Source organism: Pseudomonas sp. VEM90 (assembly GCF_054611535.1).
Map to the genome: position 1 here is coordinate 1 of NZ_JBTRAR010000009.1, position 11,927 is coordinate 11,927.

Annotated in this window: 11 protein-coding genes, 4 tRNA genes and 1 rRNA gene; all 16 read left to right on the plus strand. The window is 56.9% G+C overall.

Features of this window, described 5'->3' with window-relative positions; translation table 11 throughout:
• Window positions 1-77: ribosomal RNA gene (rrf, locus tag ACYCCG_RS10660) — 5S ribosomal RNA — on the plus strand; the annotation flags it as partial.
• Window positions 78-261: 184 nt separating this feature from the next.
• Window positions 262-1,221, plus strand: coding sequence for a bifunctional biotin--[acetyl-CoA-carboxylase] ligase/biotin operon repressor BirA (gene birA, locus ACYCCG_RS10665; RefSeq protein ID WP_339444724.1), 960 nt, complete (start codon window positions 262-264; stop codon window positions 1,219-1,221).
• A complete protein-coding gene (locus ACYCCG_RS10670) occupies window positions 1,211-1,960 on the plus strand; it encodes a pantothenate kinase (RefSeq protein WP_176684320.1) in 750 nt (249 codons plus the stop codon). The genes birA and ACYCCG_RS10670 overlap by 11 nt, the downstream gene beginning before the upstream one ends.
• Before the next feature lie 7 nt (window positions 1,961-1,967).
• A complete protein-coding gene (locus ACYCCG_RS10675) occupies window positions 1,968-2,393 on the plus strand; it encodes a hypothetical protein (protein ID WP_176684321.1) in 426 nt (141 codons plus the stop codon).
• Between the two features lie 152 nt (window positions 2,394-2,545).
• A tRNA-Tyr gene (locus tag ACYCCG_RS10680) sits at window positions 2,546-2,629 on the plus strand.
• 24 nt (window positions 2,630-2,653) lie between these two features.
• Window positions 2,654-2,727, plus strand: a tRNA-Gly gene (locus ACYCCG_RS10685).
• Between the two features lie 29 nt (window positions 2,728-2,756).
• Window positions 2,757-2,832 (plus strand) — tRNA-Thr (locus ACYCCG_RS10690).
• A gap of 78 nt (window positions 2,833-2,910) precedes the next feature.
• On the plus strand, window positions 2,911-4,104 hold the full coding sequence (gene tuf, locus ACYCCG_RS10695) for an elongation factor Tu (RefSeq protein ID WP_003255489.1): 1,194 nt from the start codon (window positions 2,911-2,913) through the stop codon (window positions 4,102-4,104).
• A 54-nt stretch (window positions 4,105-4,158) separates the two neighbouring features.
• Window positions 4,159-4,234, plus strand: a tRNA-Trp gene (locus ACYCCG_RS10700).
• A gap of 44 nt (window positions 4,235-4,278) precedes the next feature.
• Window positions 4,279-4,647 (plus strand): preprotein translocase subunit SecE, encoded by a 369-nt coding sequence (gene secE, locus ACYCCG_RS10705; protein WP_003255502.1) that lies wholly within the window; start codon window positions 4,279-4,281, stop codon window positions 4,645-4,647.
• Window positions 4,648-4,656: 9 nt separating this feature from the next.
• Window positions 4,657-5,190: a transcription termination/antitermination protein NusG gene (gene nusG / locus ACYCCG_RS10710; protein WP_003255501.1), complete on the plus strand. Its 534-nt coding sequence runs from the start codon at window positions 4,657-4,659 to the stop codon at window positions 5,188-5,190.
• Between the two features lie 119 nt (window positions 5,191-5,309).
• A complete protein-coding gene (gene rplK / locus ACYCCG_RS10715) occupies window positions 5,310-5,741 on the plus strand; it encodes a 50S ribosomal protein L11 (RefSeq protein WP_003255500.1) in 432 nt (143 codons plus the stop codon).
• On the plus strand, window positions 5,741-6,436 hold the full coding sequence (gene rplA / locus ACYCCG_RS10720) for a 50S ribosomal protein L1 (protein WP_003255499.1): 696 nt from the start codon (window positions 5,741-5,743) through the stop codon (window positions 6,434-6,436). Before rplK ends, rplA begins: the two co-directional genes overlap by 1 nt.
• Before the next feature lie 197 nt (window positions 6,437-6,633).
• Entirely contained in the window at window positions 6,634-7,134 is a 501-nt protein-coding gene (gene rplJ, locus ACYCCG_RS10725; RefSeq protein ID WP_016715872.1) for a 50S ribosomal protein L10, read from the plus strand.
• Between the two features lie 77 nt (window positions 7,135-7,211).
• Window positions 7,212-7,577, plus strand: coding sequence for a 50S ribosomal protein L7/L12 (gene rplL / locus ACYCCG_RS10730; RefSeq protein ID WP_003255496.1), 366 nt, complete (start codon window positions 7,212-7,214; stop codon window positions 7,575-7,577).
• A 220-nt stretch (window positions 7,578-7,797) separates the two neighbouring features.
• Window positions 7,798-11,871 carry a DNA-directed RNA polymerase subunit beta gene (rpoB, locus tag ACYCCG_RS10735; RefSeq protein WP_176684322.1) on the plus strand — a complete coding sequence of 1,358 codons (4,074 nt, stop codon included), beginning with the start codon at window positions 7,798-7,800 and terminating at the stop codon, window positions 11,869-11,871.
• Window positions 11,872-11,927: the final 56 nt, after the last annotated feature.

Genomic DNA, 11,927 nt, shown 5'->3' on the forward strand with positions numbered 1-11,927 from the left:
CCGAACTCAGTAGTGAAACGATGCATCGCCGATGGTAGTGTGGGGTTTCCCCATGTGAGAGTAGGTCATCGTCAAGATTCATTTCGCAAAACCCCTATCTGCGCATGCAGGTAGGGGTTTTGTCTTTTGGGGCTGAAAATTCCAGGCCTGGCAGTGTTTCACTCTGTGATTGCGATGCGCGGCCCCTCCTGCAGGCCCTTTTCCTATGCAAGCCAACAGCCCATGGCTATCATGCCTGCCTTATTCCAAGTCGAGACTGGCATGCTGAAGTTGTTGAATCTCCTCAAGGATGGTCGGTTCCATTCCGGAGAAGCTCTGGGGGCAGCCCTGGGGGTGAGTCGCAGCGCAGTTTGGAAGCAGCTGCAGCATCTGGAAAGTGAGCTGAACCTCACCATTCACAAGGTTCGTGGCCGCGGTTACCAGTTGGCCGCGCCACTGGCTTTGCTCGAGGCGAAGGCAATCGGCGGGTTTGCCGTGGGTGAACAGTGGCCGGTATTCATCCACGAAACCATCGATTCGACCAATGCCGAAGGCTTGCGCCTTGCCGCTGAAGGGCAGGCGGCTCCATTCCTGGTTCTCGCCGAGCGTCAGAGTGCTGGGCGCGGTCGGCGCGGCCGGCAGTGGGTCAGCCCATTTGCTGAAAATCTCTATTACAGTCTGGTGCTGCGTGTCGATGGGGGCATGCGTCAGCTTGAGGGGTTGAGCTTGGTAGTGGGGTTGGCGGTAATGCGCACCTTGCAGGCGTTCGGGGTAAAGGATGTCGGGCTTAAATGGCCTAACGATGTGTTGGTTCGTGGGCAGAAGATCACCGGGATTCTCCTGGAATTGGTGGGCGATCCTGCAGATGTCTGTCATGTAGTGCTAGGCATTGGTATCAATGTAAACATGCAGGTAAACGACCGGGTCGATCAGCAGTGGACCTCTATGCGGCGTGAGGTAGGGGCAGCCATAGATCGTAATCACTTGGTAGCGCTGCTCAGCCAGCAGTTGCAGCACGAATTGGCGCGCCATCGCCGATACGGCTTTGCCGCATTCCAGGAGGAGTGGGAGCAGGCACACTTGTGGCAGGGCCGCAATGTTTCGCTCATTGCTGGTAGTACACGTATTGATGGTGTGGTTCTTGGCGTCGACGGGCAGGGTGGTTTGCGCCTTGAGGTGGACGGGATGGAAAAGAGCTTCAGTGGTGGTGAGCTCAGTTTGAGGTTGCGTGATGATTCTTGAGCTCGATTGCGGTAACAGCTTCATCAAGTGGCGGGTGATCCATGTCGCCGATGCTGTGATTGAAGGTGGCGGGATCGTCGATTCCGACCAGGCGCTGGTGGCCGAAGTGGCTGCGCTCGCGTCAGTGCACCTTACGGGTTGCCGTATTGTGAGTGTGCGTAGCGAAGATGAAACCGATGCGCTTTGCGCGGTGATTGCTCAGGCATTTGCCGTGCAGGCGCGAGTGGCCCACCCGGTCCGTGAAATGGCTGGTGTGCGAAATGGTTATGACGACTATCAGCGCCTGGGTATGGATCGTTGGCTGGCGGCGCTGGGTGCGTTTCACCTGGCCAAAGGCGCGTGCCTGGTGATTGACCTGGGGACCGCAGCAAAAGCGGACTTCGTGTCCGCGGACGGCGAGCATCTGGGAGGTTACATCTGCCCGGGTATGCCGTTGATGCGTAGCCAGCTGCGTACGCACACCCGTCGTATCCGCTACGACGATGCCTCCGCGGAGCGCGCATTGACCAGTTTGTCGCCAGGTCGCTCGACTGTCGAAGCGGTAGAGCGCGGTTGCGTATTGATGCTCCGGGGTTTTGCCTACACCCAGCTCGAGCAGGCTCGTGTGCTCTGGGGTGAGGATTTCACTGTGTTCCTCACTGGCGGTGATGCACCGTTGGTGAGGGAAGCCTTGCCGCAGGCGCGTGTCGTGCCTGACCTGGTTTTCGTTGGCCTGGCAATGGCCTGCCCATTGGATTGAGGTGCCTATGCGCTGGTTGTTTCTGCTGTTACTGGTGCTTAACGTCTTTTATTACGTATGGCATCAGCAGGAAGCCCCGCTGAAGGTCAAGGAAGTCGCCCCGTTGTCGCTGTACAAGGGGAATCAGCAAGAAATCCGTCTGTTGCGTGAAACTGGCGTGTCCGCACCGCCCAAGCGTCGTGATGAGTGCCTGGTAGTCGGGGGCGTGATGGGGCGGGTGCAGTTGGATGCGCTGCGTCAACGCCTGCTGAGTCTGGATATTGCCACCTTGCCGGTCGTAGGGCAGTTGCCTGGGGTGGATGGTCGCTGGCTCAAGGTTGCTCCGGAAAGCGAGCGTTTGCTGGACCAAACGGTGCTTCAGGCTCTTTCCAATGATTTCAAAGACTTAAAACATAAAATTATTTTCTGCCAGGGTATTGCAACTGGCGAATAGCTTGATAGAATGGCGCCCGCTTCACAGGGAACACCACTTAGGTGGTAGAGCTGGAAGCGGTGTCAAAGCAGCTAAGTTTCAGATTTGATTGAAAAAATTTGAAAAAACGCTTGACACTAGGGCGGCAGACAAATAGAATGCCGGCCACATCTGGAGGGATTCCCGAGCGGTCAAAGGGGACGGACTGTAAATCCGTTGCGAGAGCTTCGAAGGTTCGAATCCTTCTCCCTCCACCAGTTTTAGCGAGAGCCGCAAGCTCCGCGGGTATAGTTTAGTGGTAGAACCTCAGCCTTCCAAGCTGATGATGCGGGTTCGATTCCCGCTACCCGCTCCAAGTTTGCCGGATTTTGCACAAAGTGTTTCGCTCTTGTAGCTCAGTTGGTAGAGCACACCCTTGGTAAGGGTGAGGTCAGCGGTTCAAGTCCGCTCAAGAGCTCCATATAAACAAGGCAGATATGAAAATATCTGCCTTTGTTTTATCAGCGCAAGACTATTTCTTCTGCGGAGGATTGTATCGATGGCTAAGGAAAAGTTTGATCGTTCCCTTCCCCACGTTAACGTCGGCACTATCGGCCACGTTGACCACGGTAAGACCACTCTGACCGCAGCTCTGACTCGCGTTTGCTCCGAAGTTTTCGGTTCGGCAATCGTTGAGTTCGACAAGATCGACTCGGCTCCGGAAGAAAAAGCGCGCGGTATCACCATCAACACCGCTCACGTTGAGTACAACTCGACCATTCGTCACTACGCTCACGTTGACTGCCCAGGTCACGCTGACTACGTGAAGAACATGATCACCGGTGCTGCCCAGATGGACGGCGCGATCCTGGTTTGCTCGGCCGCCGATGGTCCGATGCCACAAACCCGTGAGCACATCCTGCTGTCCCGTCAGGTAGGCGTTCCGTACATCGTGGTCTTCCTGAACAAGGCTGACCTGGTAGACGACGCTGAGCTGCTGGAACTGGTCGAGATGGAAGTTCGTGACCTGCTGTCCACCTATGACTTCCCAGGCGACGACACCCCGATCATCATCGGTTCGGCTCGTATGGCGCTGGAAGGCAAAGACGACAACGAAATGGGTACTACCGCTGTCAAGAAGCTGGTAGAAACTCTGGACAGCTACATTCCTGAGCCAGTTCGTGCCATCGACCAGCCGTTCCTGATGCCGATCGAAGACGTGTTCTCGATCTCGGGTCGTGGTACCGTTGTTACCGGTCGTATCGAGCGTGGTATCGTCCGCGTTCAGGATCCACTGGAAATCGTTGGTCTGCGTGACACCACCACCACCACCTGCACCGGTGTTGAGATGTTCCGCAAGCTGCTGGACGAAGGTCGTGCTGGCGAGAACTGCGGCGTTCTGCTGCGTGGTACCAAGCGTGACGACGTTGAGCGTGGTCAGGTTCTGGTCAAGCCAGGTTCGGTCAAGCCGCACACCAAGTTCACCGCAGAAGTCTACGTCCTGTCGAAGGAAGAAGGCGGCCGTCACACTCCGTTCTTCAAAGGCTACCGTCCACAGTTCTACTTCCGTACCACTGACGTGACCGGTAACTGCGAACTGCCGGAAGGCGTTGAAATGGTAATGCCAGGTGACAACATTCAGATGACTGTTACCCTGATCAAGACCATCGCAATGGAAGACGGTCTGCGCTTCGCTATCCGTGAAGGCGGTCGTACCGTCGGCGCCGGTGTCGTAGCAAAAATTATTGAATAAGTAGTTGATTTACTTGATCAGGCCGGTATAATGGCCGGCCTGATACAGCGTTACAGGTCAGTAGCTCAATTGGCAGAGCGACGGTCTCCAAAACCGTAGGTTGGGGGTTCGATTCCCTCCTGACCTGCCATTTCACCTCGGTGTGATGGCTTTCTTCTTACAGGATCCTCCTCGATGACCCCCAAAACTGAAGCCCAAGAATCGCGTTTTGATCTGTTCAAGTGGCTGGCTGTAGTGGCTTTGGTGGTTGTTGGTGTTGTGGGTAATCAATATTACTCCGCCTCTCCAATCCTGTATCGCGTCCTTGTACTTCTCGTTCTGGCTGCTGTCGCGGGCTTTGTAGCCCTGCAGACTGCGAAGGGCAAGTCGTTCTTTGCGTTGGCGAAGGAAGCTCGTACCGAGATTCGTAAAGTCGTGTGGCCGACCCGCCAGGAAACCACCCAGACCACGCTGATTGTCGTGGCTGTCGTGCTGGTTATGGCACTGCTGCTGTGGGGGCTCGACTCCCTGCTCGGCTGGGCGGTCTCCTTGATCGTTGGCTAAAGGTGTCCCGTGGCTAAGCGTTGGTATGTTGTGCATGCTTACTCGGGTTACGAGAAGCATGTAATGCGCTCCCTGATCGAGCGCGTCAAGCTGGCTGGCATGGAAGACGGTTTCGGCGAGATCTTGGTTCCGACCGAAGAAGTCGTCGAAATGCGCAACGGCCAGAAGCGCAAGAGTGAGCGCAAGTTCTTCCCTGGCTATGTACTGGTCCAGATGGAGATGAACGAAGGGACTTGGCACTTGGTCAAGGATACCCCTCGCGTGATGGGCTTTATTGGTGGTACTGCTGACAAGCCTGCACCGATCACCGATAAAGAGGCTGAGGCTATTCTGCGTCGCGTTGCCGACGGCAGTGACAAGCCGAAGCCCAAGACGCTCTTCGAGCCAGGAGAAGTGGTTCGAGTCATTGATGGTCCGTTTGCTGACTTCAATGGTAGTGTCGAAGAGGTTAACTACGAAAAGAGCCGCCTGCAGGTTGCGGTGCTCATTTTCGGTCGCTCTACTCCGGTGGAGCTCGAGTTCAGCCAGGTCGAGAAGGTCTAGGCGGACGAAGCATCCCATACCCCGCAGCCCTGTGTGCTGCGGGGTTTTGTCGTCACTGGGATAAAACGCAAGTCATCCGGGGAGCCATCAGGCGTTCGTACCCGATTTTGGAGTAGCTCATGGCTAAGAAGATTCAGGCTTACATCAAGCTGCAAGTTAAGGCCGGCCAGGCCAACCCAAGCCCACCCGTTGGTCCAGCTCTGGGTCAACATGGTGTGAACATCATGGAATTCTGCAAGGCCTTCAACGCCCGTACCCAGGGTCAAGAAGCCGGCCTGCCGACTCCAGTGATCATCACTGTCTACAGCGACCGTAGCTTCACCTTCGAGACCAAGAGCACCCCTGCCTCGGTTCTGCTGAAGAAAGCTGCTGGCCTGACCAGTGGTTCGGCTCGCCCGAACACCGTTAAAGTCGGTACCGTTACCCGTGCTCAGCTGGAAGACATCGCCAAAGCTAAACAGGCTGATCTGACTGCCGCTGACCTGGACGCTGCTGTACGCACCATCGCTGGCTCTGCCCGCAGCATGGGCCTGAACGTGGAGGGTGTGTAATGGCTAAGCTGACCAAACGCCAAAAGGCAATCGCCGAGAAAATCGAAGCAGGCAAGGCCTACAACTTCGAAGAAGCGGCAACTCTGCTGGCCTCGCTGCCTGCTGCCAAGTTCGTCGAGTCCTACGACATCGCCGTTAACCTCGGTGTTGATCCGCGTAAATCCGACCAGGTCGTTCGTAGCGCTACCGTGCTGCCACACGGCACTGGCAAGACCGTTCGCGTTGCTGTCTTTACCCAGGGTCCAGCTGCTGAAGCTGCTCTGGCTGCCGGCGCTGATCGCGTAGGTATGGACGATCTGGCTGCCGAAATGAAAGGCGGCGACCTGAACTATGACGTCGTTATCGCATCCCCTGATGCCATGCGCGTTGTAGGTCAACTGGGTCAGGTTCTGGGTCCTCGCGGCCTGATGCCTAACCCGAAAGTTGGTACCGTGACCCCAGACGTAGCCACTGCCGTGAAAAACGCCAAGGCTGGTCAGGTTCGCTACCGTACCGACAAAAACGGTATTATCCACACCTCCGTTGGCAAGATCGGCTTTGAAGCTGACAAGCTGAAGGAAAACGTTGAAGCCCTGATCGCTGACCTGAAGCGTATCAAGCCGGCCTCTTCGAAAGGTATCTACGTTAAGCGCGTTACCCTGAGCACCACCATGGGCCCAGGTCTGGTCATCGATCAGAGCTCGCTGAACGTGTAAGAACATGGCGGCGCGACCAGTCGCGCCGCCAGCAAAAATTGGGGTCCCTGCCTGGCGGGGGCTATCCAAGACCGTAGGCGGCGCAAGCCTTAAAATATCAGCCCACGCAGATGGTGCTCCCGATTCGTTACCGAATCAGACACCAAAACGACATCCGGCTTCGGCCAGATGAAACGGTAAAAACCAGGAGTAAACCCGTGGCAATTAAACTCGAAGACAAGAAGGCCATCGTCGCTGAAGTCAACGAGGCTGCCAAAGTCGCTCTGTCCGCTGTCGTGGCTGATGCCCGTGGTGTGACTGTAAGCGCAATGACCGGACTCCGTAAAGAGGCCCGCGAAGCTGGTGTATACGTGCGTGTAGTGCGTAATACCCTGCTCAAGCGCGCTGTTGAAGGCACCGAATTCTCGATCCTCAACGACGCGTTCAAAGGCCCGACCCTGATTGCTTTCTCCAACGAACACCCGGGCGCTGCTGCTCGTCTGTTCAAAGAGTTCGCCAAGGGTCAGGACAAGTTCGAGATCAAGGCAGCTGCGTTTGACGGCAATTTCATTGCAGCGAACCAGATCGACGTGTTGGCTACCCTGCCGACCCGCGACGAAGCTATCGCAAAACTGATGAGCGTTATTCAAGGCGCTACCAGCAAGCTGGCTCGTACTCTGGCAGCCATTCGCGACCAGAAAGAAGCTACCGCTGCCTAAGGCGCGCGAATTCTTTCAAAATCATACGTTTAATTTGATGGCTGCGTAGGCTGTCACCCCAATACAGGATTTAAGTCATGTCTCTGACTAACGAACAAATCATCGAAGCAATCGGCCAGAAAACCGTTCTGGAAGTTGTTGAGCTGATCAAAGCAATGGAAGAAACCTTCGGCGTTACCGCTGCTGTTGCCGCTGCTGGCCCAGCTGCTGCTGCTGCCGTTGTTGAAGAGCAGACCGAGTTCAACGTTGTTCTGGTTGAAGCCGGCGACAAGAAAGTGAACGTGATTAAAGCTGTTCGCGAGCTGACCGGTCTGGGCCTGAAAGAAGCCAAAGAGAAAGTCGATGGCGCTCCTCAGGTTGTAGCTGAAGGCGTTTCGAAAGAAGCCGCTGAAGACGCTAAGAAGAAGCTGGAAGAAGCAGGCGCTAAAGTCGAGCTGAAGTAATCTCGACCTTGCGATGCCAGCCTGAGCGTTGAGCGAAAGGCTGATGGCTGGTGGCTTATGCCACCGGCCTTTTTCCGTTATTGGTGGCCGGTCAGGCCGGTCCCGATAACGAGCTGCAAGACACCCATGTGGGTGGCGCAAACCAAGGGGTTTGCACGATTTTCTGGCTGCTCCCGCCGGGAGAAGCCAAACAAGCAGGTGACCAAGCTGGGGAACGCTGATGGCTTACTCATACACTGAGAAAAAACGTATCCGCAAGGACTTTAGCAAGTTGCCGGACGTCATGGATGTGCCTTACCTCCTGGCCATCCAGCTGGATTCGTATCGCGAATTCCTGCAAGCGGGAGCATCCAAGGATCACTTCCGCGACGTCGGCCTGCACGCGGCCTTCAAATCGGTATTCCCGATCATCAGCTACTCCGGCAATGCTGCCCTGGAGTACGTAGGCTATCGCCTGGGCGAACCCGCCTTCGATGTGAAGGAATGTGTCCTGCGTGGCGTGACCTTCGCGGTCCCACTGCGGGTCAAGGTGCGCCTGATCATCTTCGACAAGGAATCGTCGAACAAAGCGATCAAGGACATCAAAGAGCAAGAAGTCTACATGGGTGAAATCCCCCTGATGACTGAGAACGGTACCTTCGTTATCAACGGTACCGAGCGTGTGATCGTTTCCCAGCTGCACCGTTCGCCTGGTGTGTTCTTCGACCACGATCGTGGCAAGACCCACAGCTCGGGCAAGCTGCTGTACTCCGCTCGCATCATCCCTTACCGCGGTTCCTGGCTGGACTTCGAGTTCGATCCGAAGGACTGCGTGTTCGTGCGTATCGACCGTCGCCGCAAACTGCCGGCCTCGGTGCTGCTGCGCGCCCTGGGTTACAGCACTGAAGAAGTGCTGAACACCTTCTACACCACCAGCGTGTTCCACATTTCCGGCGAAAAACTCAGCCTGGAACTGGTGCCGCAGCGTCTGCGTGGTGAAGTTGCAGTCATGGACATCCATGACGAAACCGGCAAAGTCATCGTCGAGCAAGGCCGCCGTATTACCGCGCGCCACATCAACCAGCTCGAGAAGGCCGGCGTCAAGCAACTGGACGTTCCAATGGAGTACGTCCTGGGCCGCACTACCGCCAAGGCAATCGTGCATCCGGCTACCGGCGAGATTCTCGCCGAATGCAACACCGAGATGACCACCGAGCTGTTGATCAAGGTCGCCAAGGCGCAGGTTGTCCGTATCGAGACCCTGTACACCAACGACATCGATTGCGGTCCGTTCATCTCTGACACCCTGAAGATCGATACCACCAGCAACCAACTGGAAGCTCTGGTCGAAATCTACCGCATGATGCGTCCAGGCGAGCCGCCAACCAAGGATGCAGCCGAGACCCTGTTCAACAACCTGTTCTTCAGCGCCGAGCGTTACGATCTGTCCGCCGTAGGCCGCATGAAGTTCAACCGTCGTATCGGTCGTACCGAGATCGAGGGTTCGGGCGTGCTGAGCAAGGAAGACATCGTCGAGGTTCTGAAGACCCTGGTCGATATCCGTAACGGCAAAGGCATCGTCGACGACATCGACCACCTGGGTAACCGTCGCGTACGTTGCGTCGGCGAGATGGCCGAGAACCAGTTCCGTGTTGGCCTTGTGCGTGTCGAGCGCGCGGTCAAGGAACGCCTGTCGATGGCGGAAAGCGAAGGCCTGATGCCGCAAGACCTGATCAACGCCAAGCCGGTAGCGGCGGCGGTGAAAGAGTTCTTCGGTTCCAGCCAGCTGTCCCAGTTCATGGACCAGAACAACCCTCTCTCGGAGATTACCCACAAGCGCCGCGTCTCCGCACTCGGCCCTGGCGGTCTGACTCGTGAGCGTGCCGGCTTCGAAGTCCGTGACGTACACCCGACCCACTATGGCCGTGTGTGCCCGATCGAGACGCCTGAAGGTCCGAACATCGGTCTGATCAACTCCCTGGCGGCCTACGCCCGCACCAACCAGTACGGCTTCCTGGAAAGCCCGTACCGTGTTGTGAAGGAAGGCGTTGTCAGCGACGACATCGTGTTCCTGTCGGCAATCGAAGAGGCGGATCACGTCATCGCACAGGCTTCGGCCGCGATGAACGACAAGAAGCAACTGATCGATGAGCTGGTAGCAGTTCGTCACCTGAACGAATTCACCGTCAAGGCGCCGGAAGACGTCACCCTGATGGACGTTTCGCCGAAGCAGGTTGTTTCCGTTGCAGCGTCGCTGATTCCGTTCCTTGAGCACGACGACGCCAACCGTGCATTGATGGGTTCGAACATGCAGCGTCAGGCTGTACCGACCCTGCGTGCCGACAAGCCGCTGGTAGGTACCGGCATGGAGCGCAACGTTGCCCGTGACTCCGGTGTCTGCGTGGTTGCTCGCCGCGGTGGTGTGATCGACTCGGTCGACGCCAGCCGTATCGTTGTTCGCGTTGCCGACGACGAAGTGGAAACCGGCGAAGCGGGTGTGGATATCTACAACCTGACCAAGTACACCCGTTCGAACCAGAACACCTGCATCAACCAGCGTCCGCTGGTGAGCAAAGGTGACAAGGTTCAGCGTGGTGACATCATGGCCGACGGCCCGTCCACCGACATGGGTGAGCTGGCTCTGGGTCAGAACATGCGCATCGCGTTCATGGCGTGGAACGGCTTCAACTTCGAAGACTCCATCTGCCTGTCCGAACGTGTTGTTCAGGAAGATCGCTTCACCACCATCCACATTCAGGAACTGACCTGTGTGGCGCGTGACACCAAGCTTGGCCCAGAGGAAATCACTGCGGACATCCCGAACGTGGGTGAAGCTGCACTGAACAAGCTGGACGAAGCCGGTATCGTTTACGTAGGTGCTGAAGTTGGCGCTGGCGACATCCTGGTCGGCAAGGTCACGCCAAAAGGCGAAACCCAGCTGACTCCGGAAGAAAAACTTCTGCGCGCAATCTTCGGTGAGAAGGCCAGCGACGTTAAGGACACCTCCCTGCGTGTGCCAACCGGCACCAAGGGTACTGTCATCGACGTACAGGTCTTCACCCGTGATGGCGTGGAGCGCGATAGCCGCGCACTGGCCATCGAGAAGATGCAGCTCGACGAGATTCGCAAGGACCTCAACGAAGAGTTCCGCATTGTCGAAGGTGCAACCTTCGAGCGTCTGCGTTCGGCTCTGAACGGCCAGGTGGTTGACGGTGGTGCAGGCCTGAAGAAAGGCACTGTGATCACTGACGAAGTGCTGGACGGTCTGGAGCACGGCCAGTGGTTCAAACTGCGCATGGCTGAAGATGCACTGAACGAGCAGTTGGAAAAGGCTCAGCAGTACATCGTCGACCGTCGCCGTCTGCTGGACGACAAGTTCGAAGACAAGAAGCGCAAGCTGCAGCAGGGCGATGACCTGGCACCGGGCGTACTGAAGATCGTCAAGGTTTACCTGGCAATCCGCCGCCGCATCCAGCCGGGTGACAAGATGGCCGGTCGTCACGGTAACAAGGGTGTTGTCTCGGTCATCATGCCGGTTGAAGACATGCCGCACGATGCCAACGGTACGCCGGTTGACGTCGTACTGAACCCGCTGGGTGTACCTTCGCGTATGAACGTTGGTCAGATCCTTGAAACCCACCTGGGCCTCGCGGCCAAGGGCCTGGGCGAGAAGATCGACCGCATGCTCGAAGAGCAGCGTAAAGCCGCTGAGCTGCGCGTGTTCCTGACCGAGGTCTACAACGAGATCGGCGGTCGTCAGGAAAACCTCGACGAATTCACCGACGAAGAGATCCTGGCCCTGGCTAACAACCTGAAGAAAGGCGTGCCGATGGCTACCCCGGTCTTCGATGGTGCCAAGGAGCGCGAGATCAAGGCCATGCTGAAGCTGGCCGACCTGCCAGAGAGCGGCCAGATGGTGCTGTTCGACGGCCGTACCGGCAACAAGTTCGAGCGTCCTGTGACCGTTGGTTACATGTACATGCTCAAGCTGAACCACTTGGTGGACGACAAGATGCACGCGCGTTCCACTGGTTCCTACAGCCTGGTTACCCAGCAGCCGCTGGGTGGTAAGGCGCAGTTCGGTGGTCAGCGTTTCGGGGAGATGGAAGTGTGGGCGCTGGAAGCATACGGCGCGGCATACACCCTGCAAGAAATGCTCACAGTGAAGTCGGACGACGTGAACGGCCGTACCAAGATGTACAAGAACATCGTGGATGGCGATCACCGTATGGAGCCGGGCATGCCCGAGTCCTTCAACGTGTTGATCAAAGAGATCCGTTCGCTCGGTATCGATATCGATCTGGAAACCGAATAACACGTGACGCGAAGGGGGGTGGGGCAGGTAATGCCCGCTCCCTGCTCCGCCAGGAG

Coding starts and splice junctions, on each gene's coding strand:
- tuf (WP_003255489.1), top strand. CDS start 2,911: ATGGCTAAGGAAAAGTTTGATCGTTCCCTTCCCCACGTTAACGTCGGC.
- rpoB (WP_176684322.1), top strand. CDS start 7,798: ATGGCTTACTCATACACTGAGAAAAAACGTATCCGCAAGGACTTTAGC.
- ACYCCG_RS10670 (WP_176684320.1), top strand. CDS start 1,211: ATGATTCTTGAGCTCGATTGCGGTAACAGCTTCATCAAGTGGCGGGTG.
- ACYCCG_RS10675 (WP_176684321.1), top strand. CDS start 1,968: ATGCGCTGGTTGTTTCTGCTGTTACTGGTGCTTAACGTCTTTTATTAC.
- rplK (WP_003255500.1), top strand. CDS start 5,310: ATGGCTAAGAAGATTCAGGCTTACATCAAGCTGCAAGTTAAGGCCGGC.
- birA (WP_339444724.1), top strand. CDS start 262: ATGCTGAAGTTGTTGAATCTCCTCAAGGATGGTCGGTTCCATTCCGGA.
- rplL (WP_003255496.1), top strand. CDS start 7,212: ATGTCTCTGACTAACGAACAAATCATCGAAGCAATCGGCCAGAAAACC.
- rplA (WP_003255499.1), top strand. CDS start 5,741: ATGGCTAAGCTGACCAAACGCCAAAAGGCAATCGCCGAGAAAATCGAA.
- secE (WP_003255502.1), top strand. CDS start 4,279: ATGACCCCCAAAACTGAAGCCCAAGAATCGCGTTTTGATCTGTTCAAG.